This is a genomic window from Thalassospira profundimaris (genome assembly GCF_003326675.1).
In the GTDB taxonomy this organism is placed as follows: Bacteria; Pseudomonadota; Alphaproteobacteria; order Rhodospirillales; family Thalassospiraceae; genus Thalassospira; species Thalassospira aquimaris.
The window spans coordinates 27,691-54,552 of record NZ_JPWF01000005.1 but is presented as its reverse complement, the minus strand read 5'-3'; the positions used below and the strand labels follow the sequence as shown (position 1 = coordinate 54,552).

Sequence of the window (26,862 nt, the reverse complement as noted above, 5' to 3'; positions counted from 1 at the left end):
AGACAAAAGGATCAAAGAACTCATGAGTGAGAACTACGACATTGTCGTGATCGGTGGCGGCCCTGGCGGTTATGTTTGCGCCATCCGCGCCGCACAGCTCGGTCTTAAAGTTGCCTGCGTTGAAAAACGTGGCGCACTTGGTGGTACCTGCCTGAATGTCGGTTGCATTCCGTCCAAGGCACTGCTGCATTCTTCGCACCTGTTCGAAGAAGCTTCGGAACATTTCGATACCCACGGCATCGAAGTTTCCAAGCCGAAGGTCAATCTTGAAAAGATGATGGCCCGCAAGGACAAGGTCGTTGACAGCAACGTCAAGGGTATCGAATTCCTGTTCAAAAAGAACAAGGTTACCTATGTCAAAGGTGCCGGCGAGATCACCTCGCCGACCACTGTCAAGGTTGCCCTTCTTGATGGCGGTGAAGAAACCCTGACGGCCAAGAACATCGTCATCGCGACGGGTTCGGAAGTCACCCCGCTGCCGGGTGTTGAAATTGACGAGAAAAACATCGTCTCTTCGACCGGCGCGCTGACTCTTCCGACCGTCCCGAAAAAGATGGTTGTTATTGGTGCAGGCGTCATCGGTCTGGAACTTGGTTCCGTCTGGCGTCGTCTGGGTGCCGAAGTCACCGTTGTTGAATTCCTTGACCGCATTCTGCCGGGCATGGATGGCGAGCTGGTCAAACAGACCCAGCGCATCTTTGCCAAGCAGGGTCTGGACTTCAAACTCGGCCACAAGGTAACCGCTGCCAAAACCGGCAAATCCGGCGTGACCCTTACTGTTGAACCGTCCAAAGGCGGCGATGCAGAGGAACTCAAAGCCGACGTCGTTCTGGTTGCGATCGGCCGTCGTCCTTACACCACCGGCCTTGGCCTGGATAAAGTTGGCGTTGAACTCGACGAACGTGGTCGTGTCAAAACCGACGAATACTTCCAGACCAATGTTGGCGGCATCTTTGCAATTGGCGATACCATTGCCGGTCCGATGCTGGCCCACAAGGCTGAAGAAGACGGCGTTGCCCTTGCAGAAATGATTGCCGGCGAAGAAGGCCATGTCGATTACGGCAAGGTCCCGGGTGTTGTTTACACCTGGCCGGAAGTTGCTTCTGTTGGCAAAACCGAAGAACAGCTTAAGGAAGAAGGCGCAGAATATTCTGTTGGTAAATTCCCCTTCACTGCCAATGGCCGTGCGAAGGCAATGGAAAGCACCGATGGTTTCGTCAAGCTGCTTGAAGACAAGAAAACGCACCGTGTCGTCGGCGCGCATATTGTCGGTCCGGCTGCAGGCGATCTGATTGCCGAAGTGGTTCTGGCGATGGAATACGGCGCATCTGCCGAAGACATCGCACGCACCTGCCACGCCCACCCGGCCCTTGGCGAAGTCGTCAAGGAAGCCGCACTGGACGCAGACAAGCGCGCAATCCACATGTAATTGATCAGCTATCTGATCTGCAAACGGCCGCCCCATTCATTCATTCATTTGGGGCGGCCGTTTTGTTTTGGGGATGTGCATAGGATGTAACTTTTAACCCTACCCGACGGATTGCCAGACATCCCTAAACCATTCCGGCAAGGCAGCTTTGCATATTTGTCCGACGATTGCCGCGTGACGCGATGCGGCATTGGGGATTAGTATGATAAATCAATATCAAAGGCCGGGAGACCCTCTATGACCCTATCCATCGGCGTTGTTGCCCATGACCGTCGCAAACGTGAAATGGCCGACTGGCTGGCCAAGCATCAGGCAAGCTTTGCCAATACCCGTATCTTTGCCACCGGCACCACCGGGCGCGTTTTGCAGGAACGGTTTCCGGCATTTGATATTCATCCGCTTAAAAGCGGTCCGTTTGGCGGTGATCAGCAATTGGGTTCAATGATTGCCCATGGTCAGTTGCAAGCCATGTTCTTCTTCACCGATCCGATGACGCCACACCCCCATGATGTCGATGTGCGGGCCCTGATCCGGTTGGCCAACCTTTATGAAGTGCCGATTGCGTGCAATCAAAGCACCGCAGACCTTTTGATCAGCAATCCGCGCTTTGAAGAAATCTGCGAACAATATCGCAACCATTCCCCCGAACAGGTCTTTGCCGATTATAGCAATCGCAAGGTCTGAGGGTTTTCAGGCACAGTTCAACAAACCGTCTACCTGAAGGCGTTCATAGGCTACGCGTATTGTATCACTACTAAAGATATTTCTCTTGTTTTCATTCCAGCTGTTCATCTCTTTGATAACTTTCTCAAGAGGATAGCAGTTTTCATGATGAGCCAACCAATGAACAGAAGAGAGCAATTCCAAACCGTACGGGCTTTCGTAACCCTGCACTAACTTACCTAAGCGTTCGATTGTCCGATCCGCAACATCGTTGGAACTTAGATACTCGTCCGCAACCGCATAACCACTTGGGGTTACATGGGCCTGTCTATCACCAGTTTGAAAACCAGAAATCATCTTGTGATGCTCAAGAGCAATGAATGCCTTTTTTAGAGCTTCCGAATATGGCCCATGCAAATTTCGAGAGAATTTTAGGTTAAAGTTCACACCTATTGCCTGCAAAAAATAGACTATTTTCTGCAGTGAGATTCTATCGAATGATCCGTCAAAATATGGTTCCAAATCCCCTAGACATTTGAGAAGCACCGCCCGTTCAAAGGTCATTGCAAACTTGGGATGACTATACTCTGGTTCATCGAATGCTTCTTTCGGATAAAATACGCGTACGTCAACATTTGAGAGTGTCTCAAGCTTCTCGATGATCAATGGTTTTACGTCGGACCAATCCAATCCGCCGTTTCCGCATCCTAACGGCGGAATAGCGATAGATTTGATGCCATAGTTCTCAATCGCCTCGACGAGTGCGTCCAAACCTGTTCCAACATAATCGAGTTTGGATTTAGCTCTCCAATGATCCTTGGTCGGAAAATTGACCAAAAACCGAGGGCCATTTGTAGGGAAAAGCTGCTTGGTATCAAATACAAAAACTTTACCTGGCCTTAAGCCATTTGAAGAACATAATTTTTTGTACTCTTTGTAATTTTCTGGCCAACGCTTTTTAAACTCAAGTGCAACACCTTTTCCCATCACCCCGACACAGTTAACCGTGTTCACAAGAGCATCCACTGTCTCGGAAAACATGTCACCTTTTTTGAATGAGATGGTCATTGATAATAGCATCCGGGTTTTACATATATCGGGATATCCCAAACTGAGGCATCCATTATAGGCTTGAGCTTATCTCTCATCGCCTCTGATTTGACAATCAAGCAATCAATGAGGCTAAGCGGGACTGCAGAGCGAACCAAGAACTCAGCCATACGCTTTTGGCTGCGGGTCATACGTTCTGGTGGACGGTCCATACTTTTGAAGTATTGGCAAACACCCTTGTATCCAAGTTCGTCGATTCTACCCTTGTAAGGATATTCGTCAAACATATCCCAATGGATATGATCATCTATCCTATCCAAGTCACTACATAGAGTTGGCAATGGTGCATTTGAATTTAAGGCGAAATCGCTGAAACAGAAATCTAGTCCGCTATTGCGAAATCCTTCAACCTTTGCAACCAAAAATACTCTATCTTCCTCGCAAGCAGGTCCTAAATTTTCGCCATCAGGCGACATCAAATCTACGTTCCCCCTAAAAATTGTAAAAGTGAATGATGTTATTGGTGAAAAATAGAATGGAACATAATCATTAACAACGCCTCCACCAGGGATCTGAAACAGTGGTGTTCCTCGTCGATCAACTATGCTCTGATAGGAAGCTTGATGACACAACTGAGGCTGCTCATGATTCTTTGAGCGAATCTCTCCGTCGACCAAGAACACTTCGATATCCTTGTAATACACTTGACGAAAAATAAATCGATCCGGCAAATTACACCTCAGATTTTGCGACAAATGCCGTTAGCCCAATATTTGCGACGAAGCAACTTAGCAATCCATTGTCCCCAACCATAGCAATTTCTAAGTCATTCTCTACATGAATTTCGCTAATGAACTGATTGCCGCGATCTTTCCGATCTTTGCCGCCATCCTCGTTGGCGCGGCACTAAAGCGCTATTTGATCAAGGGATCGGACATCTGGGCCGGGATTGATCGGCTGACCTACTATTTGCTGTTGCCGTCGCTGCTAATTGTCGAGATTTACCGGGCGGATTTTTCCAGTGGCAATGCCGGCAAGGCGGTTGGCATCACACTTGCCGCAACACTTGGTCTATCGGCTGCCTTGTTACTATTGCGGCCTTTGATCACGCGCGACACGCCCCTGTTTACATCCATCTTTCAGGGGTCGGTGCGATATAACAGCTATGTGCTGCTTGCCGTGGCTGATGCGCTTTATGGTGCCGAGGGCCTGGCACTTGCCATCGTGTTTGTTGCGGTCATGGTGATTGCCACAAACATGTTGGGCGTTGTGGTTTTAAGTGCGTTTAGTGGTGGCAAAAGCAGCGTGAGCCGGATCATCAACGGGATTGTCAAAAACCCGATCATCATTGCCGCAGGTGCGGGCGCCATCCTGAATGTGAGTAATATTCACGTTCCGCTGCCCATCGAAAATACCGCCGCCCTTTTCAAGACAGCGGCCCTGCCCCTAAGCCTGCTTTCGGTTGGTGCCGGTCTTAAATTTATCCTGAGCAAAAAGGCGATCTGGGCCATCACACTGGCCACCACGATCAAGCTTGCCGTGCTTCCGCTGATCACCGGCATCTGCCTGCATCTGGCCGGGGTCGATGGCATGGTTTTGGCGATGGGCGTGTTCTATGCCGGAATGCCGTGCGCCGGGAATGCCTATATCCTTGCCCGTCAGCTTAATGGTGATCCCGATGCGATGGCATCGATCATCACGCTTGAGACATTACTCTCCGCCTTCAGCGTCGCTGTCATCGCCGGTATATTGAGCATCAATTGAGCTTGCATGCGCGGCATAATCACCGTCATAGCCACAAGCCGAAAGCCCGGCCCGCATCAATTCAGGCGGCGGCGCATCGACTACGACCGGGTCGCGGTCGGCATGGAACGGCACAATGATCTGGCGCGATAGCAGCATCAGGGTCGGCGGCGCGCCAAAGATCGGCGGCTCGTCGCCGCGTCCGTAAAACGGATCGCCAATCACCGGATGCCCGACATGATCAAGATGTACACGCAGCTGATGGGTACGCCCGGTATGGGGCACCAGTGCAAGCCAGGTGATATCATTGCCGTCGTCATCCTTGCCACGACCAAGGACCTTGTATTCGGTCTTTGACGGCTGTCCGTCTTCATGGACGACCATCTGCCAGCCACTTTCATCATTGATCTTGCCAATCGGCGCATCAATGAAGCCGTGATCATCTTCCATCGCACCGCGCACCACCGCCCAGTAGGTCTTACCGATGAGTTTTTCGGTAAAGAGACGGGTAATTTTCTTGGATGATTTCGGATGACGACACAGTAACAGACACCCGGCCGTATCGCGATCAAGACGATGGGCAAGCGTCGGTTCGGGCTGAATGCCGAATTTCAGATCAGGAAGATAGGCATCAACGTGGAAATAGGTTTTCGGCCCGCCATGCGATGCCAGCCCCGGTGGCTTGTTCAGCACGATGACGTTGGAATCACGGTGCAACACATGCGCAATAAGATCTTCGGCAATCGGATGGGTCATTGATACGGCCTTTCATATAAGCCCCTGCTTTACCCCATCATGGGCCATGCGGCAATGATGATGACATTTGATCTGGCGATGCCGCGGTTGCGTAACAAGAACAGGTAATCAGTTGTTCAACCTGTCTGAATGCAATCGGGAAATGATTGATCATGATCGATCTTGGCAAGTCTGTGCGCACCGTCTTTCTTAGTGTTCCCTTATTCGGGCTTGTTGCGGGTGCCGGGCAACAACAGGTATTGGCCAATCCTGCACAGTCTGGCGGGTTGCAGCACAATATAACGGGCATGATTGGCAATGCCGCATTGTCCGAGGCATTCGAACGCCCTGATACCTGTCAGGGGTTTGATCCGGTGAAACGGTACGGGCATGAATTGCAATTTCAAATCCGCCGCAATGATGCCCCGGTCGGGCGACATACTGTGACATTCAATCAGGGCCGTGACGGGCTTCAGGTTGTTGCGCAGACCAATATCGATATCAGCATTCTGGGCTTTAATGCCTACAGCTTTGCCTATCGATCCGAAAGCATATGGCAGGACAATCAAATGATGCGTCTTGCGGTCAGTATCGATGATGATGGCGACAAGAGTGAAGTCCGCGCCAGCCGCGACCAAAACCGTCTGATCGTTGACGGGCCGGATGGCAGAAACAGCCTGCCACCGGACATCTTTCCGACCGATCACTGGCATTGCGGTGTATTGGCCGGGCATTCGGTCCTGAACACGATCACCGGCAAGGCAAATGATGTCGAAATCACATCACAGCGCTGCGAAATGCTGCGCACAACAAATGGCCCGGTCAAGGCGACCGAATTTGTCTATGACGGGGAGCTGAAAACCAATGCCTGGTACGACAAACAGGGTCGTTGGGTCGGGCTGCAATTCAAGGCGCGGGACGGGTCAACAATCACCTATCGCTGCATGAATTGCCAAACACGCACCGCGCACAAGGATCAGGAATGACAAAGCAGTTCACAACCATCTGGATCGTCGGTGCATCGGCAGGGATCGGGGCCGCTTTGGCGCAAAAGTTCCATCAAACACCCACGTCCAGTTCCCAAAACATCATTGTTTCCGCACGAAACACCGAAAAGCTGAACGAATTGGCGACTGAAATGCCGGGTATTACCCCGGTAGCCATCGATATTACCGACCCCAATGCCGTGAAAGCAGCCTTAAACACCATCGAAAAACAGTTCGGATTACCTGATCTTGTGGTTCTGGCAGCAGGTATTTATTCGCCAATGAAGGTCGCACATTTCTCGGCCGAGACGGTCCGGAGCCATATCGACACCAACTATATGGGCATCGTGAATTGTCTGGAGCCCCTTTTAAGCCGTATGCGCGCCCGCAAATCGGGCGAGATTGCCGTGGTGGCATCAGTCGCGGGATATCGAGGCCTGCCCAACGCGGCGGCCTATGGCCCGACAAAGGCCGCACTGATCAATTTGTGCGAAACCCTGTATGCCGAATTGCGCGGAAGCGGAGTTTTGTTGCGCGTTGTAAATCCCGGTTTTGTCAAAACGCGACTTACCGACAAGAACGATTTCGAGATGCCCTATTTGCTTTCACCTGAACAGGCAGCAGAGTTCATGTATCGTGATCTACGCAACAACGATAAATTCGAAATCGCCTTTCCACCGCCCTTTGTCCGGCAGTTGAAACTGGCGCGTATTCTGCCCTATGGGCTGTTTTTCAAATTGATGGGTAAACTGGTGAAGGCATGAGTGAAGACATCGACAGAAAGCGCCATTTGCTTGCGGCATATGGTGCCTATTTCGAAAACCTGTCACCCGACACAGTCAACGAACTTTCGGGCATGGTAACGGATGATTTCAAATTTGCCGATCCATTCACCACCCTGCATGGCCCTGACAAAGTCTGCGCTTATCTTGCAAAGACATTCACCGAAACCGAACACCCCAACTTTGTCGTCACCCACGAAGCCGTCGATGATGATCGTGGTTTCCTGCGCTGGCAGTTCAGTGCAAAGGTGCCAGTGATCGGGCAATGGGAATTTACCGGCTTGACCGAGGTCAGCTTTAATGAAGATGGCAGTTTACTGGCATCCCATATTGATTACTGGGATTCCGGCCAGCATTTTTATGCCAAACTTCCAATCCTTGGCTGGATCATTCGGCGGCTTGCGCGACGTGTTGCGGCTTCCTGAAAAATAGGGTCACCTCGCCAATTTCCAGACCCCATTTCCGAACCCGTGCGCGATTGACCAGAACCCCGTCCGGTTGCAGGAACATCCAGTCATTGAAGCTGACACGCCAGGTCCCGTCCCCGACTTTAAGGTCCATGTCATAGACCCAGTTCAGGGCATTGCCATACTGGCTTCCCGCGGCTGTTCCGATCACATCATCAGCACGGCCTTCATAGGTGTGCTCGCCAATCTTTGAGATCACCCATACCCGACGGTCGGTTTCGCCATCGTCATAGACGAAATCTTCTTCAAGGGTGAGGACACCATCGTTAATCGTACCGGTGATATCGACGGTGAACTGCCGGCGCAATGTGCCAAACCGGTCTTCAAAAATACCCCAAGCCCGGCTGCTGCCTTCGAAATAGTCGAACACATCGAAGACGGGTTCCTTTTGCGCAAAATCCTGCGGTTTCATTGACCCACATCCGGTTAGTAACACCAATAAGCACAGCGCAATTGTCCTACGCAGCATGGGCTTGCTCCTGATTGTTGCCCCAAGATCAAACTCAGCGACGTGAAAGGCGCCGACATATTGCAATCTGATGGGCACGTTCGAGTGGAAAGCGCCACATCATCCCGATTGCTCCTGCTTTCAATACGACAGGAAGAACCGCATAGATCAGAACCAGCACAATCAAAGCGGTGCTTTTATCCCCATCAGTTTCCGTAAGCCCGAACGCCCCCAAAACCGGCAAGGCAATCCCGGCCGACAATGCCATGGCGAGCTTGTTCGTCACGTTCCAAAGCGCAAAAAGAAGTGCGGTTCGCCGCGCCCCGAACCGGTAATGGTCCCAGTCATCAACATCGGCCTGAATGGCAGGCGGCAAAGAAAGATCCGCCCCCAAGGCAGCCCCGGTCACAAGACAGATAATTCCAAACGAAACCGCATCCCCGGCAGACAGCAAAGGCACAAAGCAAAACGCCGCGATGGCCATGATCATGGCAATGCACCAGACCCGGTGTTTTCCCATCCTTGCGGCCAGAAGCACCCAGACCGGGATTGCAAGAATGGCGGCTGCGAAATAGACAAGGATCAGGACATTTTCGACATCCTGATCCAATTCCAGGTAATAGCGCACAAAAAGCGGAAAACAGACCGCCGGAAGTCCCGCCGCCAGACCATTGATCATCCAGGCGCCAAGCAACCGCATGAACAATCCGTTCGAACGCAGGCTTTTTGCACCCAACCGCAAGAACTGAACAACGCTGCGCGCCGCCATGACCTTTGCATGTTTTTGCTGCGCAAAAGGATCGGGCACCTGCCACATCAAAAGGGCGATAAAAACCGCCCCCAGTGTCAGAGTTACGATGCCAAGTGTTTGCATTTCCTGGGACCGGTTGGCTGCACTGATGATCACCGGGATGCCACCGGCCAATACAATGCCGATCAGTCCAGCCCCTTCGCGATATGCTGTCAGCATTGTGCGTTTGCTGTAATCACCTGAAAGTTCGGCACCCCAAGCCAGATAAGGCACCTGAAAAAGCGTCCAGCCCAGAAACAGCACACTTGCCCAGATCAGAAGGTAAAGTGCACCCGGTCCATCCGGTGGCGTAAACAGTTGCCATAAACCAACGCCCGCGACCACCGCACCAAGCCCGACCCAGATTTTGCGTCGGCCACTACGATCCGATATCCACCCGACAAGCGGATCGGTCGCCATATCAACAAGGCGGACAAGCAACAAGACAATGCCCGTAACCGCAAGACCCAGCCCAAGATCATCGCCATAAAAACTTGGCAACAGAACATAGGCCGGGATTGTCGGCACGGCTGCCGCCATCGCCGGAAGCGCATAGAAAATTGCGGTTTGACGGGAAATATCAGGCCGGGGCATTGTTGGGGTGTTCAATCACGAACAGGCCAACATCAATCGAGCCGCAATCAAAGCCGGTTTCGCAATAGGCAAGATAGTATTCCCACATGCGTTTAAAGCGTTGATCAAACCCTTGCTTGGCAATTGTGTCCCAGCCATGCTGGAAACGGCGCTGCCACTCGGCAAGGGTGCGGGCATAGGATTTGCCAAAGAACTCGCTATGGTGCAGTTCAAGCCCGGCTTTGCTGACTGCGGCCGAGAATGCCTCTGGCGAGGGCAGCATTCCACCGGGGAAGATATAGCGTTGAATGAAGTCCGCACCCTTGCGATAGGTTTCGAACCGTTCATTATCGATGGTGATGATCTGTAGAACCGCACGCCCACCCGGACGCAAACATTTGCGGATCATTTCGAAATAGGTTGGCCAGTGTTCTTCGCCGACGGCTTCGAACATCTCAATCGAGACGATCTTGTCAAACTGGCCTTCCTGATGGCGATAATCGCGCAACACAATATCGGTGCGGTCACAAAGCCCCTGCATCACCAAACGTTCCCGGGCATAGGCATGCTGTTCTGTCGAAAGTGTCAGACCGGTAACGTTGCACCGATATTTTCCTGCCGCCAGCTCGGCAAACCCGCCCCAGCCACATCCGACTTCCAGAACCGTTTCGCCGGGTTGAAGGTCTGCCAGATCGCAAATCCGCAGGAATTTTTCCGTTTGAGAGTCTTCAAGTGACATATTTTCACGGGTGTAAAGACCCGACGAATATGCCATGCCGGGATCAAGCCATTCGCGATAGAACGCGTTGCCAAGGTCATAATGATAGGCAATGTTGCGCTTTGATCCTTCGACCGTGTTGGCATTCTTCAGATGGCCGATGCGCGCAATTGTCCGCGACAGAAAACCACCGGCCAAACGTGCGCGCACAATATTTTCATTAAGCATCGCAACCCGCATCAGACGGGTAATGTCCGGGCTGCTCCAACTGCCATCCAAATAGGCCTCGGCAAAGGCGACGTCGCCGCCGGTCGCAAGTTTGCGGATGGCCTGCCAGTCATGGATATGAATAAGCGCCTGCAAGTCCGTGTTCTGGGAACCCGTGCAATTCAATCGATCCCCGTCAGGCAACACGATGGTCAGCCGACCGTGACGAAGATGGGCCAAAACCCGGCGCAACATGACCTTCAGCACACTGCGATTGCCCGTCACACTGCCCAAAAGCGGAACAAGACGATCCCGAAGGGGAATGGAGAGTCCGGAAGCCATGGAATTGCGGTTTGGCATTGTTGTTATCTCTTTCCTGCTTGGGCTGCTGCCGTCCCGGTTTCCAGCACATAGGTAACCGCACTTTGCGGAGGTGCCGGTCTTTTATGGAATGTCATTCCCTTGCGCCAAAGATGAAGCGCCTCCCAGTGGATACCCGCCACAACCTTAAGGGTCATGAGCGGATAGCGGATGAATGCTCCAAACAGTTTACGGTCGGAAAGTGAATTGCGATCACCAACAAATGCGGCATTCAGGAATGCGCCCTTGGCATCTGTTTCGCGGATGACCACCGCAACATTTTCGCCAGGCACCCGAATACGAAAATGATAATCGGCCACCATGTCGATGAAGGGCGAAACATAGAATCCCTTTGCGCAGGACTGCCGCAACACACCCTTGTCATCAAGCGCATCATCGCTTACCGGGATCAGGTAACTGTGACGATCCCCGAATGTGTTCGATACTTCGTAAAGCACCGCACCGATTGTGCCATCCGCGCGATAACAGAAATAGACCGACAACGGATTGAACACAAAACCCAGCAAACGCGGATAACACAGCAACCGGATTTTATCGGCACAATCGCCCAATCCATGATCGGCCAGAATTGAACCAAGCCGGTCACGCAAATCCTTGCCCGAACCATCTGCGTAATCATCATCATGAAATGAAAACAGATTAAAACGGTTGCGGCTGAACAGCTTCAGACGGCTGGCGATGTCATCAATCTCATCAAGATCGAGCAAAAAGGAAAATACCGAATAGCGCAACTTGTGCTCTTTCGGGCGCAAACGATGATGGGTCACGACCCCTTCATAAAGGCCGGACGCCCAGTGTTCCTTTTGCGACGATCCCGTCATGCCGCCTCGCTCGATTGCGGGGATACAGGCTTTGTGACATGGATGCGCCCGCTTTCATTTTCAACATTCCATGGACGCCGGACATTGCCAAGTGCCTCGGCCACTGCCAATCCCGATTGCAATCCGTCTTCGTGGAAGCCGTATCCGAAATAGCTTCCGCAATACCAAAGATTATCAACACCCTGTATGGACCAAAGGTCTTTTTGCGCAGCCATGGCACCGGCATCAAACAAGGGATGATCATACAGGAATGACCGGATCACGGTGCCTTCGGCAGGATGGTGTGGCGGGTTCAATGTCACAAAAAGCGGCTGGTCATTATCAAGGTGCTGCAACCGGTTCATCCAGTAGGTCACACAGACCTTCTGTTCGCCGTCGCGTTCCTCGGCCAGATAGTTCCAGCTTGACCACACCTTTTTGTTCTTGGGCATCAGGCTGTGATCATTGTGCAGGATCGCAAGGTTGCGTTCGTATTTGAATGCACTCAACAATTTCTGAACCCGTGGCGCAGGCATATCCTGAAGACCAAGAGCCTGATCACCGTGACAGGCAAGAACCACGTGATCAAAAACTTCGCGGTTGCCGTATCGATCTTCGACAAAGGCACCACCCAACGGGTTCGGCCCGACCTTGGCAATCGCGCGGTCCAGAACCAGACCGCCAGACACACCGGCAGTCATGCGTTTTACATATTCCCGTGAACCACCAACAACCGTACGCCATTGCGGACGGTCCTTGATCTGCAAAAGACCATGATTCTGACAGAACCGGACAAACGCCGCCAACGGATAGGCCAGCATGGTATCGACCGGGGTCGACCAGATCGCAGCCCCCATTGGCAGCAAGTGATCATTGATGAATGCTCTCGAATAACGCTTTTCGCGCAGATAATCGCCAAGACTGATGGCTTCGGCGGTTCCATCGCGGAGGGCTTCGGGGGCTTCGCGGTAAAAGCGCAAGATATCGCGCACCATCTTCCAGAAACGCAGGCGCAGCAAATTGCGTTTTTGCGCAAACAGGGATTTCAAATCCCCGCCACCATATTCAAGCCCGCCATCATCCATGGATGCGGCAAAGGACATGTCCGTTGGTGTGGTCGCGACACCAAGATAATCGAACAGGGCGCAAAGGTTCGGATAACAGCGCGTATTATAAACGATGAAACCGGTATCAACCGGCGTTTCACCGGCTTCGACCGTATTGGAATGTCCGCCGGGCCGGTCATCCTTTTCAAACAATGTGACATCATGTGACTGACTTAAAAGCCATGCCGCGGACAATCCGGAAATACCCGATCCAACGACCGCTATCTTCAGCTTTCCCGATGTTACATTGTTCATATGAGCCCGGCCTGCTTGCAGTTGTCTGTTCAAAACTACATATCAATACGCATGGCATGACCATGTGGATCACAGGGCACTTTGCGCGGACAGCCATTGTAAGTATTTGGTAGAAAACGTACAATTTTCTTCTGATCCAAAAGAACACGGCCGCCGTACGAATATCATGATGAACATGATCTTGGCGCGGCCCCAACGGGGACCTGAAACCAGAATGAACGGCACCACATCCAAGCGCCCCGGTCCGGCGGACCCGGCCGAGGCGAAAAAATGTGCCGATTGGATCGTTTCCGTCGCGGCGACCCGCGACCGGGAAGCGTTTGCGCAACTGTTTGCGCATTTTGCACCGCGCGTTAAGGCCTACATGTTCAGGTTTGGCGGCAACCCGGAAACCGCCGAGGAGCTGGCGCAGGAAGCGATGATGCAGGTGTGGCGCAAGGCCCATCTGTTTGATCCGTCCAAGGCCGCGGCCAGCACATGGATCTTTACCGTTGCAAGGAACCTTCGCATTGACCGGTTCCGGCAACGCAAACATATCGAGGTGGATGATTCCGACCCGACGCTGGTCGTTGATGAAGACCCGCTTGCCGATGAAGTCGTCAGTCGCGACCAGGAAGCCGTTCTTGTCAAAGCAGCGATGGACGAATTACCCGCCGATCAAAAGGTAGTTGTTGAATTGTCGTTTTTTGAAGATTGCTCACATAGTGAAATTGCCGAGCGTCTGAATATCCCGTTGGGAACGGTGAAATCCCGGCTGCGTCTTGCCTTGGGCAAGTTACGCGGTGGACTGGAAGGTGTCGCATGAATATCAAGCATCATCCAACTGATCAGACCCTTATGGATTATGCCAGCGGATCGCTTTCGCAAGCGATGGAATTGCTTGTGGCGACCCACATGACCGTCTGCCCGCATTGCCGCGACAAGGTTGTTGAATTTGAAACAATGGGCGGTGCTGTGCTTGAAAATGCCGACAGTATGGCGATGGGTGACCAGTCACTTGATCACGTGATGGCAATGCTTGAACGTGAAACAAGCAATGAAAACATCGTTACGGAAAAGCTTCCTTCCTTGCGCCGTGTGGCTGTTGGCGAAAGCATTTCGGGAAGCACGATGACGTCGCTTCCGCGTCCATTGGCCGATCTGCTGCCCGAACATGTCAATTCGCTTGATGATATTCCGTGGAAGACGCTTGCGCCCGGCGTGAAGCATTTCCAGCTTAAGGCGATCGAAAGCAAAGGCACCGTCAGATTGCTTAAGATCGCACCGGGGATTTCCATCCCCGATCATGGTCATCATGGCCATGAAATGACGCTGCTGATCAAGGGGTCTTATATCGATGAAATTGGGCGGTTCCGGGCAGGTGACGTTGCCGATCTGGATGATGATGTCGATCATCAGCCGATTGCCGACACGGCCGAGGAATGCATTTGCCTGATCGCAACCGACGCCCCGATGAAATTCAACGGGTTGCTTCCGAAATTGCTGCAACCATTCTTTGGAATTTAAAAGAACAACACCGCGTTCCACTGCGTCCCAACGCACAAAGCCCCGCAGACATCTCTGTCGCGGGGCTTTTTTTATTCGGCGGCAACCAGCCAGCGTGTTGAATGCTTTGCCGGACCGGGAAGTTTGCAGGTCTTTGCCAACCAGTTTCCGATTTCTTCAAGTTGCTGATCGAACTGCCAGGGCGGATTGATCACCAGCAATCCGGTTCCGCGCATCCGTCCCTTGGCCCCGCCCTGGTCCGTGGCAAGCTCGGCGCACAAAACGCCGCCAGATGATTTGATCGCCCCGAATGATCGGCGCAATTCGGCATCAAAACCGTCTTCAAGGATCGGATACCACAACATGAAAGTCCCGGTCGGCCATTTATCCCATGCCTGACGAATGGCCGTGGCGGCCTTTTGATAGTCCTGTTTGACGTCATAGCTTGGATCCATCAGGACCAATCCGCGACGAATGGCAGGTGGCATCATGGCGACCAGCCCTTCATATCCATCACGTTTGTGCAGATGAATACGCCCGTCACGCTTGACGCGATGATGCAGGACTTCGTGTTCGCGCGGATGCAATTCCATCAACACAAGTTCGTCATCTTCGCGCAGCATTTCGCGCACAATAAAGGGTGATCCCGGATAAAACGGCCCACGATAATCATCATCTTCGCGCACTCCATAATCCCGGCCCATTGCCACCGGATCAAAGCGCGCAACGTGATCAAGATATTCCGCCAGCATTTCCGGCGGATTTGATCCGGCCTTGGCCCGTGCGTAACCGTCTTTCCATTCGCCGGTTTTGGCTGCCTGTTCACTGCCAAGATCATACCAGCCCGATCCGGCATGGGTATCGATCACGCAGAACGGCTTTTTCTTTTTGCGCAGATGGGAAAGGACAAGCCACAGTGCCGCATGCTTATGCATATCGGCAAAGTTCCCGGCATGAAATCCGTGCAGATAACTCAGCATGTCGGTTTATCCTTTCCTGGGGCGGGAATTTCCGCGCCCACCGCCCTTGGCGGGATGTGATTTTGATCCACGGTGTTCCGGCCGCCGGTTCCCCGATTTGGCGTTGTCAGAACGCGGTCCTGTGTTGCGACCCGATGCCGATACGTTCCCCGTCTCGCCGTCATGCGATGCGCCATGTCGCTGCCGGGCGGATTTATACCCGCCCTTGCGGCGCACTGGTCGAACCGGATGTTCAGTGTTGCCATCCCCATTCGCCAATGCATCCAGTTCTGCGCGCTTTGGTGGCTTGGCAGAGCCCGGCGACAAACGGCGATGGGTTGCCGGGGGTGCTTCGACCTCGATCACTTTCCATTCACCGGGCGCCAGACCATCCAATGTCCAGTCACCGATGGCATGACGGATCAGACGCAAGGTCGGGAACCCGACAGCAGCCGTCATGCGACGGACCTGACGATTGCGGCCTTCGGTGATGCTCAGTTCGATCCAGCTTGTCGGGATATCCTTGCGAAAGCGCACCGGCGGGTCACGTTCCCAAAGATTGGCGGGTTCATCGATACGACGCACCTTGGCAGGCAAGGTCATGCCATCTTTCAGCTCGACCCCGCCACGCAGGGCATCAAGTGCTTCGTCGGTCGGGATTCCATCCACCTGCACCAGATAGGTTTTGGGCTTTTTGTATTTCGGGTGGGCAATCTGGGCATTCAGTGGCCCGTGATCGGTCAGTAACAGTAAACCTTCGCTGTCACGATCAAGCCGACCGGCGGCATAGACACCGGGCAGATCGATATAGTCAGCCAGCGTCGCCCGGCCGTTTTCGAGGTCGGTAAACTGGGTCAGAACCCCATAGGGCTTGTTAAACAGGATCAATTGCGCCATGGCGCGCATAAAACCAGCTTTGGCCGCACTGTCAACAGATCGCTTTGGAAATCAGATATCCGAACGAACCGGGCCTAGTCGGTAATCAGATATTCCATCGTGGTAACAACACGGACAGTTTTATTGATCTGCGATGATTCATTCATGTTTGGCGCACCGTCGCCTGCCATGATCTGAAACAGTCCCTGATTGGCACGACGGATACCACCCAACTGCCCGCCGGAGTCCGTGGCAAATTGTTGGGCGGCTTCGCGGGCATTGGCGGTTGCAGCCGCAATCATTTCCGGTTTGATGTCATTAAGGCCCGTGAACAGGAAGCTTGGCCCGGCGCTATATCCCTGCCCGCCCAGAACGATGCCACCCTGAAGCAATTTGCCGATATCCTGGGATGCGGCCACCACAGCATCGACGTCATCAGAACTTACCTGAATGGTCTGATTGACGATAAAGCGGCTTTCAACCGGACCTGAACGATAGGCCTGTGCAAGTTGATCCGTGACTTGCAGGTTTTGCAATTCGGTCTGTTGGCGGGTGATGCCATGTGATGCCAGAAATTCGAAAAGAGTCTGGGTGTCGGCATCAATCTTGGCCTGTGCGGTTTGCAACACATCATCGGTTGCAACATAGGTGATTGGCCAAACTGCCTTGTCCGCCTTGACGTCGCGTTCGGCCAAGCCCTTGACGGTTACAAAGCGGTCAAGCGATCGCATATTTTCGATACCCTTGCCGACCATCCAGCCAGCCGTACCAATGCCACCAGCAACCAGAATTGCGGCGACGACTTTTACAAAGCCTGACGATTGCGACATGTTACCGATCCTTTGCAACCACATCCATGAAGTGAATTCAGGCACCCCGAAGAGTACCTTTAATTTCTATCTATCAACAGAAAAAGCGGCAATTGAGAGGCAAGCTTGATCGGCAGGGATATGTAGATCCCCGTTTCAAACCATGTTTTTGAATGCATTCAAAAACGGTCGCTTTCTGCAAGACATCATGATAAAAGCGCGCCAACATTTTCAGGGATCAGGATACACTCATATCGTTCTGATCCGCGCAATCACACGTCACAAGAGGTCTTCCATGCTGCGTTCTGAAATCAATGCCTGCATTGAACACGCCAAAGAGCTGTACGCATCCATTTCCTTCAAACTGCCCGAATGGGCACATTACAGCCCGGCACAGTGGGACGCAGAACCCGACTTGGCAAAATGGTGCCGCGGCCATCAGATGGGCTGGGACGTTACCGATTATGGCGAGGGCAATTTTGAAACCCGCGGCCTTATTCTTTTCTGCCTGCGCAATGGCATCCTGCGTCAGCCGGGCGAAGTTCCCTATGCCGAAAAGATCATGATCGTTGGTGAAAACCAAGAATGCCCGTGGCATTACCACAAGGTCAAAATGGAAGACATCATCGTCCGTGGTGGTGGCAATCTGGTGATTGAACTTTGCAATCTGACCGAAGACGGGCAGATGGACCGCGTCAATGACGTGCATGTCCGCACCGACGGCAAACTCAATATCCTGCCGGCTGGCGGCAAGGTCGTGCTTGAGCCCGGGCAGAGTGTGACGCTTCCGCGCACCCTTGTGCATCGTTTCTATGGCGAAGAAGGCAAGGGCCCGGTCATCGTCGGCGAAGTTTCGCAGGTAAACGACGATCTTGCAGACAACTATTTCTTTGATTGCGATGCACGCTTTACCGAAATCGAAGAAGACGTGGCGCCGATCCATCCGCTTTGGAACGAGCTTCCGACCGAATAAGGTCGAAACATTCCGAAAAGCAAAAGCCCCGCAGCATCCGTTGCGGGGCTTTTTTGTTTCACGTCGGCACAAGCAACACCGAACGGAATTTATTCCGCCGGTTTCAGGTCCTTCTTGTCGCCAAGAATTTCTTCGAATTCGGACATGTCGCGCAGCGGTTCGAACTCTTCCTCGGTCCAGGCCGGTTGGCGCATGGATTCTGACAGTTCAACAGCGCGCTGCAAATCGGCAAGGGCTGCTTCGCGGAAGCCCAGCCCGGCATTCGCACAGGCGCGCTGGTAATGGCCATTGGCGCTGTCAGGGGCCTCTGCCAGCAAACGATTGCACAGGCTTAGCGCCCAGTCCCGATCCCCAAGCTGCAATGCCGCATCGGCCTTATAGGCCATAACTTCCGGATCGCCCGGCGCCAGTTCAAGGATCTTGTCATAGGTTTCGATCTTGGAACGCGGATTGGACAGCTGGTTGGCCTGAAGCCACAGCGCATGAATGGTTTGGGTCCGTTCAATTTCATGCTGATGTTCGTTAATCACCTTGGATTTCAGGCGCAACTCGTCTTCAAGCGAGGATAAACGTGCCTCGAATTCTTCGGACAGACGATGCAATTCGGTGTCCGCCAGATTTCGGACACTTGATTTCAGTTCGCGCAGGGACTGCCATCCAAGCATGGTCAGAAGCGCACCAACAGCGGCCACGAAATAGAAGAAATATGTAACCGTGTTCGAGGAATAGGAAATCGCCTTGTCGATGGCTTCCAGCTGGCGGTTGACGACTTCGCGCAGAAGTTCGGCGCGCATCCCCTGCATTTCCGTGCGCAGGTTCTTAAGCTCGTCGAGAACATAGCGTTCCATCAAAGGCGGCATGTTTGATCGTTCAGCAGGGTCAAGCGGCCGGAAATCAATTCCGTCAGGCGGCAACGTGGTTTCGGCATGCTGTGCCGTTTTGTCCGGCTCTGTCTGGGAATATGCCATCCGAGGCGTTGCAGTGACTAAAATCATCCCCATCATCAAAGCTACAACAAGGATATTGCGCCGTTTTGACATTGTTCCCTTATCCCTTTTTTTCCTGCCCTGTAGTTGATCAGAACATATGATCAAGCGATGAACAAACCCTAAAACCGGCGTTGAAACCATTAGCATCGACTGATCCATATCAACACAGTATCCCGCAAAGCAGCGTAACCTGTCCGTTAGGAATTCATATCGCGATTCTCCACCAGGTTGGTCATGCACACCTACGGTCTTCGTCACGATCATGCTCAAGAACATTCTCAACATGCCCTTGCCATGATGGCAGAGCTTGGCGTTGTTCCGCATCCGGATAACTTCCTGATCTTTTATTCCTATCTTGCGGGTTCCCACCCCGATATGAGCCAGATGATCGATATCCTGCGCAGCAATCATCGCGAGTTCGATGAAATTCAGTGCAAGGCAATCCATGACCGTTACTTTAGCACCGAACGCGAACGCAAAATCACCGATCAGATTACGGCGGATCTGCGTTGCCAGCTCAATACGGCACTCGACAGTGTGAAAAAGATCGGCGTTGATACGACGAAATATTCCGAGGCGCTGGATCATTTCTGCGACTTTATTTCCAGCAAGGATTTCAGCAATCTCGAACAATCCATTCATACGCTGATTGGCGCCACCCGTCAGATGGAAGGTGTCAGTCAGGCGTTTGGACAAGGTCTTGAAAACAGTTCGTCCGAGATTTCCCGCCTGCGTCAGGATTTGGCAAAACTCAAACACGAAGCCATGACAGATGGTTTGACGGGGATTGCGAACCGCAAGGCATTCGACGAGAAACTGCGCGAAGAGGCCATGGCCGCCATGGAAAATGGCAAGGCGCTGAGCCTTTTGATCCTTGATATCGACCATTTCAAAAGCTTCAACGACAACCATGGGCATCAGGTTGGCGATCAGGTTCTGCGACTGATGGCCAATGCGTTGCAACGTAATGTCAAAGGTCAGGATTTCGCAGCGCGTTATGGCGGCGAGGAGTTTGCGATTATTTTGCCGCAAACGACCCTTGGCTGTGCAAAGCAGGCGGCGAACATGCTGCGGCACAATGTTGAAAGCCACAATATTGTCAGCAAATCAAACCAGAAGAACCTTGGACACATCACCGTTTCCATCGGCGCTGCAACTTTCCAGTATGGCGAACCACTTGCGCGATTGATCGAACGTGCGGATGCCGCCCTTTATCTGGCCAAATCGCGTGGCCGAAATCAGGTTGCAAGCGAACGCGATGTCGAACGCGAAGAAGAAGCAAGCAAAGCCGACCAGGAAAGCCTGAAGTCACCCGATGGCAAGGCAGCAAAGCAGTATTGCGCCTGAGAACGCTGACAAGGATCACGTTTCCACGTATAAGGCAGACCAATTCATCCAATTCAAGCTGGTCTGGTTTACGTGAAAAAAATTGATGTTCTGATCATTGGCGCTGGTGCCGCAGGCCTGATGTGCGCGATCGAAGCGGGCAAACGCGGCCGTTCCGTCGTTGTTGCCGATCATTCGGCAAAGCCTGCGGAAAAGATCCGTATTTCCGGAGGCGGGCGCTGTAATTTCACCAATATCCATACCAGCCCGGAGAACTTTATCTCCGAGAACAAGCGGTTTTGTGTTTCCGCCCTGAAACGCTATACGCAGCACGACTTCCTTGAACTCGTGAACAGCTACAACATTGCCTGGCATGAAAAGACACTGGGGCAGCTTTTCTGTGATGAATCATCATTCCAGATCATCGATATGCTTCTGGATGAATGTGAGGACGCAAATGTTGAAATCCGTCTGAATACCGAGATTTCAAACATCATTCGCCGCGATGATGGCGGATTTGATGTGACAACCCGTACCGGCGCGCAATGGACCTGTCAGTCACTTGTTGTTGCCTGTGGCGGCCTGTCGATCCCCAAGATCGGAGCCACCGGGTTTGGCTATCAGATTGCCCGTCAGTTCGGCATCAATGTCATTCCGACCCGTGCCGCCCTTGTACCCTTTGTGTTTGATCCCGATCTTCGCGCAAAAACCGGCGAGCTTTCCGGCATTTCGGTCGATGCGATTGTCGGCTGTAACAAAAAGCAGTTCCGCGAAGGGTTGCTGTTTACCCATCGCGGTCTTTCCGGCCCGTCGATCTTGCAAATCTCGTCTTACTGGAATGAAGGTGACAGCATTACGGTCAACCTTAACCCGGAAGAAGACGCGTTCGAGCTTTTGAAATCAGCCAAGGCCGAAAATCCGAAGCAAGCCGTGCACAATGTCTTGTCGCGTATTCTGCCAAACCGACTTGCGCAAATGATTACGGAACGTCACGGGCTTGATCGCCCGATTGGCGAAACCGGTGACAAGGCACTTCGCAAACTGGCGATGGATGTCAATCAATGGTCGGTCATGCCAAGCGGCACCGAAGGATATCGCACGGCCGAAGTTACGGTGGGCGGGGTTGATACCAATGCCCTGTCATCAAAAACCATGGAAGCCCGCGACGTTCCCGGCCTGTATTTCATCGGCGAGGTTGTCGATGTGACCGGTCATCTTGGCGGGTTTAATTTCCAGTGGGCATGGTCTTCTGGCTGGTCGGCCGGACAGTTCGTTTAAGCAACTGTTCCGATCCGTTATCAGGCCACAGCATCACACAACCGGGAACAACACCGATCTTCAACCGTTTATCAATCAAGCGCGGCCGGATTTGCCGCAGCAATAATGACGAGGTTGGAACATGGTTGAGTATGGTGGAATTATTGGCCTGTTGGTCCTGATTGCCGATGTATGGGCCATCGTCAATGTCATGGGCAGCGGCGCAAGCACCGGATCGAAAGTGATCTGGACAGTTCTTATTCTGGTCCTGCCGGTACTGGGTTTGATTATCTGGTTCTTTGCAGGCCCCCGCAGCGGGCGCGTTTCCGCCTAGCAAAAGCATTCAGGCACGTGCAAATCAAAAAGGTCGACAGGAAAACCTGTCGACCTTTTCTTTATTCAGATCCCGGCAACAAAGATCGCCAGACCACCCGCAGCCACTAGTGCAGCTCGCACCACAGCACGGCGCGGAGAAATCAAACCGAATGAAATGGCGGTCAAACCAACTGCAACCTTAAGCCCCGCAGCAATCGCCCAGACCGGATCATTGCCAAGATCAATCAGCGATGCATTGGCAACCATTGCCAGTGGCACAATGTAAAGCCCGACACCAAGCGCCATTGCCGTTCCGGCAACCTTAAGCCAGTTTTCTTCGACCATGCCCGCTGCGATAAAGACTGCCCCACAGACGGGCGGCGTGATGGTCGACAGCAAGGCAAACCAGAAAACAAACAAATGTGCCTGAAGCGGTTCAAGGCCAAGTTCGATCAAGGCCGGACCCGCAACGGAAACGCAGATCACATAGGCGGCCGTGGTCGGAACTTCCATGCCAAGGATCAGACAGGCGAGTGCCGTTAACAGCAGTGCCGGCCACAACATCCCGCCGGAACCTGACAGCAGAAGCGACGTGATTTTGACCCCAAGTCCGGTCAGCCCCAAAACACCAATTACAATCGAGGCACAAAGAATGATCGAACCGATCATCGCAACCTGTCGCCCGCCGCTAAGGCACACATCGGTAAAGCGTTCTTTGGTCCGGTTGAGATCAAACTTCAAACCTGCATCAAAGAACAGCAACGCCGCCCCGGCAATCAGTGCAATACAGGCCGCATATTGCGGGGTGTAACCGCCACCGAACATGCCCCAAAGTAAAATGCTGAACGGGACAAGGAAGAAGCAGGACGTAATCACCACCGCCCGCAGTTCCGGGCGATCCTTTTCCGGAACACCGGGAAGGTCATATCGCTGGGCAAAGGCATTGATCCCCACCCAGACCGCCAGGAAATAGAGAACTGCCGGAAGAATAGCGGCAACCATGATATCGACATAGGGACGACCGGTCAGTTCGACCATGACAAAGGCACCAGCCCCCATCAGGGGCGGCATGATCTGCCCGCCCGATGATGCCACCGCCTCGACCGCCGCAGCCAGACGTTTGGGATATCCAAGGCGCGTCATGGCCGGAAGGGTAATCGCACCGGTTGACGCCACATTGGCCGATGCCGATCCGGAAATGGATCCAAACAGCGCCGATGAAATCACAGATACCTTGGCCGCACCGCCCTTAAGGCGACCGGCCGCCGCACCGGCGACATTCATGAAACCCTGCCCGGCTTCGCCTGCATTCAGGACAGCGCCGAAAATCACAAAGATCGCAACGATATTGACCGAAACGCCGGTAAGACTTCCCCAAAGGCCACCTTCGGCAATCGTCAGAGTACCAAGAAGGCTTTCAACCGGAAGCCCTGCATGGCCAAACTCGCCCGGAATATATTCACCGTAGAGTGCATAAATAAGGGCAATAGCGGCCACCAATGGCAGCGGCCAGCCAATCGCGCGACGCGCCATTTCAAGCACGACAAGCAAAAGCGCCACCGCAATCGCGATCTGGCTATTACCCATCAGGAACCCGTACTGATCACCAAGGGATGAATGATTGGCGACAAGCCATCCACAGGCCAGCAACCCGATGATGGTCAGGATGATGCCGGAAACTTTTTGTGCAGGTGTTTTCGCAACAAAAATCAGCGCCCAGGGCAGCGCAAGCGCCATATGGATCGGACGACTGACAAGGTTGGGAACAAGGCCTGAAAAAATCAGCCACAGGTGAAATGCAATCGAAATTGCACCAAGGGTAATCCAGAAGGGGCGAGAAATGGCCGACATGTTTATTCAGTATGTTTGATAAAGAATGGCCCGGCATGACTGCCGGGCCTGTCATATGGGATACGATCAGAACTTAGCGCTGATCATCACGGATCGGGAAGCCTGCCTCGGCGTAATATCGCAGCGCACCGGCATGGATTTTGCCGGAAATGTTCGCAAGCATTTCCGGTGCAACACCGTTCCACCAGGACGAGCTTTCACCCATCTTGGCTTTCTGTTCCCAGAAGGTTTTGGTCATCTGATAGGCAGTGTCATCATCCATCTGGGTGGTCGTAAAGGCGACAACCGTCAGCGATGCAGTGGTGATGTCCTTGTCCTGACCATTATAGGTGCCCGCCGGAATAACGGTCTTGTCCCGTTTGGTCTGGGCAAGCTGATCTTCAGATAGCGACAAAACAGTAACGTCGGTACCAGCCGCTGCTTCGATAACGTTCGGCGCAGGCCAGGAGCCAGCAGTTACAAAACCGTCGATCTGACCGTTTTTAAGGGCAGCAACCGCGTTGGACAGTTCGGCATCCGCCAGATTGACCTTGCCTTCAAGGCCAAACAGATTGAGGTATTTTTCACCTTCGCTGGCGCCAAATGACCCTTTGCCAAGCAGGATGGTTTTGCCTTCCATGCCGGCAAAATCATTCACGCCGGAATCAGCACGCATGACGAAATGCATTGTCAGGGACGGGATCGGGAAAAGCGCACGAACACCTGCAAACTTTTCAGCCGGGCGATCCTTGAACGGGCCTTTTGCGGCCTGTGCCAGGCCAACCAGACCGGGCGGTGACGTGAAGACATAATTGCCCGGACGCACCATGGCTTCCATCACGTTCTGGACCGAGCCCTGGCTTTCTTCGACGGTGACGATCACGTCACCGTTGGTTCCGGCTTTCATCGCCTCGGCGAACTGGGCAGCCATCTGGTAATAGGACGATGCGGCCTTGGCCGATTTCAGGGTCACACGGGTTTCGGCCTGTGCAGCAGTCGCCATGGACAGTGCCATGACACCGGCAGCAATTGCGCCAAGAGTACGTTTTATTTTCAAGGTTTCCTCCCCTTGTATGGTGATCCGCCGGTCGGCATTGGACTGCCGAACTTCAGTACGAACCGTTTCGCTGGTGGCGAATACGCGCAAAAACCAGCCCTGTTTACGAGCCGTTTTGGCAAAAAGAACCAATTTCCCGGTCATAGAAAGCATCAAACGCGCCAAGGTCAAGCAGCTTGTGCCATTCCATTGATCTTCATGCGCGGCCAAGCGACCCGGATTTTACATGACAGTTGCGCAAAACCGGCACTGTTCGCGGCCAGGCTTCCCCCTTATGGGATGCTTTGAAATTGCCGGGGAACTTCTTGTGCAAACGGGCGTTAGCCCCAAAATGCATGACAATCCTTGTGTCTCAAGGACTTGTTTGGATTGACATGCTTCGTCCCCTTGCCGCAGGGTAGCCCTGCCCCACCAACTCAGACGAGGAAGCCATGCCGCGCTCGCCGGTCGCACTGATTATTGCATTGTCCGCCACCCTGTTTGCAGCTTTTGCGCTTAACAGTGGTGCGTCATTGCAATCATCCCTTTTGGCGTTGCGTGCATCCGCCGAAGGATTCGCACCGATCTTCACCGGTATTATCATGGCGTCCTATTATATCGGCTTTGTCGCCGGGATTATCTGGGGGGCAAGTCTTGTTAACCGGGTCGGGCATATTCGAACCTTTGCCGCGCTGGCATCAACCGGTTCGGCCATTACGTTGCTGCATGCGGTTTTTGTTGATCCGATCACCTGGTCACTGTTTCGTGCGCTGACCGGGCTTTGTGTATCGGGGCTTTATCTGGTGATTGAAAGCTGGCTGAATGCGCAGGCGGACAATACGTCGCGCGGCGGCACAATTGCCATTTACATGACTGTATCACTTGGCGGTCTGGCAATTGGTCAGTTGCTTCTGAATGTCTCCCCGATCAGCAGTTTTGAGCTGTTTACGGTTGCGTCTGTTCTGTTGTCCCTTTCGTTGGTACCGCTTGCCCTGACCCGTCAGCCACCACCCACCGCGGTCAGCGGCGAACGCATGACATTCCGCCGCCTTTACAATATTTCCCCGCTTGGATTTGTTGCCGCATCGGGGGCCGGTGTGCTGTCCGGTGCTATTTACGGTGTCGGTCCGGTCTTTGCCGCCAGTCTCGGCTTACCGACCCATGACGTTGCGTATTTCATGTTCTTTGTCATTCTGGGTGGCATGATCATGCAGTTCCCGATTGGCAAAATTTCCGACATGGTGCCGCGCCAATATGTGATGATTGTTGTGCTGTTCGGGCTCGCGATTTGCGGATTGTTGCCGCTTGCGGCACCCGAACTGATCCGCAGCAATTTGACACTTTGGGGCGGCATTACGGGCGTATTCATTATGCCAATCTATGGATTGGCCGTGGCCTATGTGAACGATTATCTCGAACCCGAGGACATTGTTCCGGCATCGGGCGGGCTTCTGATCATTTATGGCGCATCGGCGGCAACCGGCCCGCTTTTGGGGGCAAGCGCCATCGGCCATATGGGACCTTGGGCGCTTCCGGTATTTTTTGCGATTGTCGGCATTTGCGTTGCAAGTTTTGCAATCTATCGCGCCGGTTTTGGCCGTCGCATCAGCATCGAGGAACAGGGCCAATTCGTTGCCGTGCCGCGCACAACGCCCATGGCATTTGAATTGTCCCCGATCACGGATGATCCCGGTCAGACTCCGCACGACAATGCTGCATCAACCTCTGTTCCGCGTGATCCGGACGAAATTGCCGAAATGATGACACCTGATGGCACAGCCCATCCCGATGATATCGGTCAGGTTCCGGTCGAGGGTGAAGATCAACCATCTGATTCGGCGGACAAAACCAATTCCAAATAAGGATGGTCGCGC

Annotated in this window: 27 protein-coding genes; 13 read left to right on the top strand and 14 right to left on the bottom strand. The window is 53.1% G+C overall.

Annotated features, from left to right (window positions below; genetic code table 11):
• Positions 1 to 22 precede the first annotated feature (22 nt).
• Positions 23 to 1,429 (top strand): dihydrolipoyl dehydrogenase, encoded by a 1,407-nt coding sequence (gene lpdA, locus TH19_RS08585; RefSeq protein WP_114101940.1) that lies wholly within the window; start codon positions 23 to 25, stop codon positions 1,427 to 1,429.
• Positions 1,430 to 1,666: 237 nt separating this feature from the next.
• Positions 1,667 to 2,113 carry a methylglyoxal synthase gene (locus TH19_RS08580; protein ID WP_114101939.1) on the top strand — a complete coding sequence of 149 codons (447 nt, stop codon included), beginning with the start codon at positions 1,667 to 1,669 and terminating at the stop codon, positions 2,111 to 2,113.
• Positions 2,114 to 2,119: 6 nt separating this feature from the next.
• Here TH19_RS08580 and darG read toward each other — a convergent pair whose 3' ends face one another.
• Both darG and TH19_RS08570 read right to left on the bottom strand, forming a co-directional pair.
• Positions 2,120 to 3,160, bottom strand: coding sequence for a type II toxin-antitoxin system antitoxin DNA ADP-ribosyl glycohydrolase DarG (gene darG / locus TH19_RS08575; protein WP_114102165.1), 1,041 nt, complete (start codon positions 3,158 to 3,160; stop codon positions 2,120 to 2,122).
• Positions 3,157 to 3,825 carry a DUF4433 domain-containing protein gene (locus TH19_RS08570; protein WP_181846365.1) on the bottom strand — a complete coding sequence of 223 codons (669 nt, stop codon included), beginning with the start codon at positions 3,823 to 3,825 and terminating at the stop codon, positions 3,157 to 3,159. Before TH19_RS08570 ends, darG begins: the two co-directional genes overlap by 4 nt.
• Positions 3,826 to 3,979: 154 nt before the next feature.
• On the opposite strand from TH19_RS08570, the gene TH19_RS08565 reads away from it, so the two are divergent.
• The gene (locus tag TH19_RS08565; protein WP_114101937.1) at positions 3,980 to 4,906 is read left to right on the top strand and encodes an AEC family transporter; all 927 of its coding nucleotides are present in this window, start codon (positions 3,980 to 3,982) and stop codon (positions 4,904 to 4,906) included.
• On the opposite strand, the gene TH19_RS08560 is transcribed toward TH19_RS08565, so the two are convergent.
• Positions 4,853 to 5,641, bottom strand: coding sequence for an RluA family pseudouridine synthase (locus TH19_RS08560; RefSeq protein WP_114101936.1), 789 nt, complete (start codon positions 5,639 to 5,641; stop codon positions 4,853 to 4,855). The two genes, TH19_RS08565 and TH19_RS08560, sit on opposite strands and share 54 nt — an antisense overlap.
• A gap of 152 nt (positions 5,642 to 5,793) precedes the next feature.
• On the opposite strand from TH19_RS08560, the gene TH19_RS08555 reads away from it, so the two are divergent.
• From TH19_RS08555 to TH19_RS08545, 3 genes are read left to right on the top strand one after another with little or no spacing between them, the layout of a single operon-like run.
• Positions 5,794 to 6,606, top strand: a complete 813-nt coding sequence (locus TH19_RS08555) for a DUF6134 family protein (RefSeq protein ID WP_114101935.1) — start codon at positions 5,794 to 5,796, stop codon at positions 6,604 to 6,606.
• Positions 6,603 to 7,370 (top strand): SDR family NAD(P)-dependent oxidoreductase, encoded by a 768-nt coding sequence (locus TH19_RS08550; RefSeq protein WP_114101934.1) that lies wholly within the window; start codon positions 6,603 to 6,605, stop codon positions 7,368 to 7,370. Before TH19_RS08555 ends, TH19_RS08550 begins: the two co-directional genes overlap by 4 nt.
• Positions 7,367 to 7,813 (top strand): nuclear transport factor 2 family protein, encoded by a 447-nt coding sequence (locus TH19_RS08545; protein ID WP_114101933.1) that lies wholly within the window; start codon positions 7,367 to 7,369, stop codon positions 7,811 to 7,813. The genes TH19_RS08550 and TH19_RS08545 overlap by 4 nt, the downstream gene beginning before the upstream one ends.
• On the opposite strand, the gene TH19_RS08540 is transcribed toward TH19_RS08545, so the two are convergent.
• The 5 genes from TH19_RS08540 to TH19_RS08520 form a co-directional block, all read right to left on the bottom strand.
• Entirely contained in the window at positions 7,776 to 8,267 is a 492-nt protein-coding gene (locus tag TH19_RS08540) for a DUF3833 domain-containing protein (RefSeq protein ID WP_258547876.1), read from the bottom strand. The two genes, TH19_RS08545 and TH19_RS08540, sit on opposite strands and share 38 nt — an antisense overlap.
• 91 nt (positions 8,268 to 8,358) lie before the next feature.
• On the bottom strand, positions 8,359 to 9,687 hold the full coding sequence (locus TH19_RS08535) for an MFS transporter (protein WP_114101931.1): 1,329 nt from the start codon (positions 9,685 to 9,687) through the stop codon (positions 8,359 to 8,361).
• Positions 9,674 to 10,951 (bottom strand): SAM-dependent methyltransferase, encoded by a 1,278-nt coding sequence (locus TH19_RS08530; protein ID WP_114101930.1) that lies wholly within the window; start codon positions 10,949 to 10,951, stop codon positions 9,674 to 9,676. Before TH19_RS08530 ends, TH19_RS08535 begins: the two co-directional genes overlap by 14 nt.
• Before the next feature lie 5 nt (positions 10,952 to 10,956).
• Complete coding sequence (locus tag TH19_RS08525) at positions 10,957 to 11,793, bottom strand: DUF1365 domain-containing protein (protein ID WP_114101929.1); 837 nt, start codon at positions 11,791 to 11,793, stop codon at positions 10,957 to 10,959.
• Positions 11,790 to 13,133 (bottom strand): NAD(P)/FAD-dependent oxidoreductase, encoded by a 1,344-nt coding sequence (locus TH19_RS08520; protein WP_114101928.1) that lies wholly within the window; start codon positions 13,131 to 13,133, stop codon positions 11,790 to 11,792. Before TH19_RS08520 ends, TH19_RS08525 begins: the two co-directional genes overlap by 4 nt.
• Before the next feature lie 214 nt (positions 13,134 to 13,347).
• On the opposite strand from TH19_RS08520, the gene TH19_RS08515 reads away from it, so the two are divergent.
• Together TH19_RS08515 and TH19_RS08510 are read left to right on the top strand one after the other, a co-directional pair.
• Positions 13,348 to 13,938: a sigma-70 family RNA polymerase sigma factor gene (locus tag TH19_RS08515; protein WP_258547875.1), complete on the top strand. Its 591-nt coding sequence runs from the start codon at positions 13,348 to 13,350 to the stop codon at positions 13,936 to 13,938.
• Positions 13,935 to 14,639 (top strand): ChrR family anti-sigma-E factor, encoded by a 705-nt coding sequence (locus tag TH19_RS08510; RefSeq protein ID WP_114101927.1) that lies wholly within the window; start codon positions 13,935 to 13,937, stop codon positions 14,637 to 14,639. The genes TH19_RS08515 and TH19_RS08510 overlap by 4 nt, the downstream gene beginning before the upstream one ends.
• A 71-nt stretch (positions 14,640 to 14,710) precedes the next feature.
• Here TH19_RS08510 and TH19_RS08505 read toward each other — a convergent pair whose 3' ends face one another.
• From TH19_RS08505 to TH19_RS08495, 3 genes are all read right to left on the bottom strand, one after another.
• Positions 14,711 to 15,598 (bottom strand): 23S rRNA (adenine(2030)-N(6))-methyltransferase RlmJ, encoded by an 888-nt coding sequence (locus tag TH19_RS08505; protein ID WP_114101926.1) that lies wholly within the window; start codon positions 15,596 to 15,598, stop codon positions 14,711 to 14,713.
• 6 nt (positions 15,599 to 15,604) lie between these two features.
• Complete coding sequence (locus TH19_RS23040; protein ID WP_258547874.1) at positions 15,605 to 16,474, bottom strand: rRNA large subunit pseudouridine synthase E; 870 nt, start codon at positions 16,472 to 16,474, stop codon at positions 15,605 to 15,607.
• Positions 16,475 to 16,548: 74 nt separating this feature from the next.
• Positions 16,549 to 17,283: an SIMPL domain-containing protein gene (locus TH19_RS08495; RefSeq protein ID WP_114101925.1), complete on the bottom strand. Its 735-nt coding sequence runs from the start codon at positions 17,281 to 17,283 to the stop codon at positions 16,549 to 16,551.
• A gap of 274 nt (positions 17,284 to 17,557) precedes the next feature.
• On the opposite strand from TH19_RS08495, the gene TH19_RS08490 reads away from it, so the two are divergent.
• Positions 17,558 to 18,235, top strand: a complete 678-nt coding sequence (locus tag TH19_RS08490) for a D-lyxose/D-mannose family sugar isomerase (RefSeq protein WP_114102163.1) — start codon at positions 17,558 to 17,560, stop codon at positions 18,233 to 18,235.
• A gap of 89 nt (positions 18,236 to 18,324) precedes the next feature.
• On the opposite strand, the gene TH19_RS08485 is transcribed toward TH19_RS08490, so the two are convergent.
• The gene (locus TH19_RS08485; RefSeq protein ID WP_114101924.1) at positions 18,325 to 19,275 is read right to left on the bottom strand and encodes a TPR end-of-group domain-containing protein; all 951 of its coding nucleotides are present in this window, start codon (positions 19,273 to 19,275) and stop codon (positions 18,325 to 18,327) included.
• A gap of 183 nt (positions 19,276 to 19,458) precedes the next feature.
• On the opposite strand from TH19_RS08485, the gene TH19_RS08480 reads away from it, so the two are divergent.
• The 3 genes from TH19_RS08480 to TH19_RS08470 all read left to right on the top strand — a co-directional run bounded on the left by TH19_RS08480 (position 19,459) and on the right by TH19_RS08470 (position 22,141).
• A complete protein-coding gene (locus tag TH19_RS08480; protein WP_258547873.1) occupies positions 19,459 to 20,571 on the top strand; it encodes a GGDEF domain-containing protein in 1,113 nt (370 codons plus the stop codon).
• Positions 20,572 to 20,643: 72 nt separating this feature from the next.
• Complete coding sequence (locus tag TH19_RS08475; protein WP_114101923.1) at positions 20,644 to 21,828, top strand: BaiN/RdsA family NAD(P)/FAD-dependent oxidoreductase; 1,185 nt, start codon at positions 20,644 to 20,646, stop codon at positions 21,826 to 21,828.
• A gap of 121 nt (positions 21,829 to 21,949) precedes the next feature.
• Positions 21,950 to 22,141, top strand: a complete 192-nt coding sequence (locus TH19_RS08470; protein WP_114101922.1) for a PLDc N-terminal domain-containing protein — start codon at positions 21,950 to 21,952, stop codon at positions 22,139 to 22,141.
• Positions 22,142 to 22,206: 65 nt separating this feature from the next.
• Here TH19_RS08470 and TH19_RS08465 read toward each other — a convergent pair whose 3' ends face one another.
• Positions 22,207 to 23,973 (bottom strand): TRAP transporter permease, encoded by a 1,767-nt coding sequence (locus TH19_RS08465; protein WP_114101921.1) that lies wholly within the window; start codon positions 23,971 to 23,973, stop codon positions 22,207 to 22,209.
• A gap of 73 nt (positions 23,974 to 24,046) precedes the next feature.
• The gene (locus TH19_RS08460) at positions 24,047 to 25,009 is read right to left on the bottom strand and encodes a TAXI family TRAP transporter solute-binding subunit (RefSeq protein WP_114102161.1); all 963 of its coding nucleotides are present in this window, start codon (positions 25,007 to 25,009) and stop codon (positions 24,047 to 24,049) included.
• A gap of 431 nt (positions 25,010 to 25,440) precedes the next feature.
• On the opposite strand from TH19_RS08460, the gene TH19_RS08455 reads away from it, so the two are divergent.
• On the top strand, positions 25,441 to 26,850 hold the full coding sequence (locus tag TH19_RS08455) for an MFS transporter (RefSeq protein ID WP_114101920.1): 1,410 nt from the start codon (positions 25,441 to 25,443) through the stop codon (positions 26,848 to 26,850).
• Positions 26,851 to 26,862: the final 12 nt, after the last annotated feature.

Bases quoted from the DNA above. Each gene is read 5' to 3' on its own strand.
- lpdA (WP_114101940.1), top strand. From the start codon at position 23: ATGAGTGAGAACTACGACATTGTCGTGATCGGTGGCGGCCCTGGCGGT.
- TH19_RS08580 (WP_114101939.1), top strand. From the start codon at position 1,667: ATGACCCTATCCATCGGCGTTGTTGCCCATGACCGTCGCAAACGTGAA.
- darG (WP_114102165.1), bottom strand. From the start codon at position 3,160: ATGACCATCTCATTCAAAAAAGGTGACATGTTTTCCGAGACAGTGGAT.
- TH19_RS08565 (WP_114101937.1), top strand. From the start codon at position 3,980: ATGAATTTCGCTAATGAACTGATTGCCGCGATCTTTCCGATCTTTGCC.
- TH19_RS08560 (WP_114101936.1), bottom strand. From the start codon at position 5,641: ATGACCCATCCGATTGCCGAAGATCTTATTGCGCATGTGTTGCACCGT.
- TH19_RS08555 (WP_114101935.1), top strand. From the start codon at position 5,794: ATGATCGATCTTGGCAAGTCTGTGCGCACCGTCTTTCTTAGTGTTCCC.
- TH19_RS08550 (WP_114101934.1), top strand. From the start codon at position 6,603: ATGACAAAGCAGTTCACAACCATCTGGATCGTCGGTGCATCGGCAGGG.
- TH19_RS08545 (WP_114101933.1), top strand. From the start codon at position 7,367: ATGAGTGAAGACATCGACAGAAAGCGCCATTTGCTTGCGGCATATGGT.
- TH19_RS08540 (WP_258547876.1), bottom strand. From the start codon at position 8,267: ATGAAACCGCAGGATTTTGCGCAAAAGGAACCCGTCTTCGATGTGTTC.
- TH19_RS08535 (WP_114101931.1), bottom strand. From the start codon at position 9,687: ATGCCCCGGCCTGATATTTCCCGTCAAACCGCAATTTTCTATGCGCTT.
- TH19_RS08530 (WP_114101930.1), bottom strand. From the start codon at position 10,951: ATGCCAAACCGCAATTCCATGGCTTCCGGACTCTCCATTCCCCTTCGG.
- TH19_RS08525 (WP_114101929.1), bottom strand. From the start codon at position 11,793: ATGACGGGATCGTCGCAAAAGGAACACTGGGCGTCCGGCCTTTATGAA.
- TH19_RS08520 (WP_114101928.1), bottom strand. From the start codon at position 13,133: ATGAACAATGTAACATCGGGAAAGCTGAAGATAGCGGTCGTTGGATCG.
- TH19_RS08515 (WP_258547875.1), top strand. From the start codon at position 13,348: ATGAACGGCACCACATCCAAGCGCCCCGGTCCGGCGGACCCGGCCGAG.
- TH19_RS08510 (WP_114101927.1), top strand. From the start codon at position 13,935: ATGAATATCAAGCATCATCCAACTGATCAGACCCTTATGGATTATGCC.
- TH19_RS08505 (WP_114101926.1), bottom strand. From the start codon at position 15,598: ATGCTGAGTTATCTGCACGGATTTCATGCCGGGAACTTTGCCGATATG.
- TH19_RS23040 (WP_258547874.1), bottom strand. From the start codon at position 16,474: ATGGCGCAATTGATCCTGTTTAACAAGCCCTATGGGGTTCTGACCCAG.
- TH19_RS08495 (WP_114101925.1), bottom strand. From the start codon at position 17,283: ATGTCGCAATCGTCAGGCTTTGTAAAAGTCGTCGCCGCAATTCTGGTT.
- TH19_RS08490 (WP_114102163.1), top strand. From the start codon at position 17,558: ATGCTGCGTTCTGAAATCAATGCCTGCATTGAACACGCCAAAGAGCTG.
- TH19_RS08485 (WP_114101924.1), bottom strand. From the start codon at position 19,275: ATGTCAAAACGGCGCAATATCCTTGTTGTAGCTTTGATGATGGGGATG.
- TH19_RS08480 (WP_258547873.1), top strand. From the start codon at position 19,459: ATGCACACCTACGGTCTTCGTCACGATCATGCTCAAGAACATTCTCAA.
- TH19_RS08470 (WP_114101922.1), top strand. From the start codon at position 21,950: ATGGTTGAGTATGGTGGAATTATTGGCCTGTTGGTCCTGATTGCCGAT.
- TH19_RS08465 (WP_114101921.1), bottom strand. From the start codon at position 23,973: ATGTCGGCCATTTCTCGCCCCTTCTGGATTACCCTTGGTGCAATTTCG.
- TH19_RS08455 (WP_114101920.1), top strand. From the start codon at position 25,441: ATGCCGCGCTCGCCGGTCGCACTGATTATTGCATTGTCCGCCACCCTG.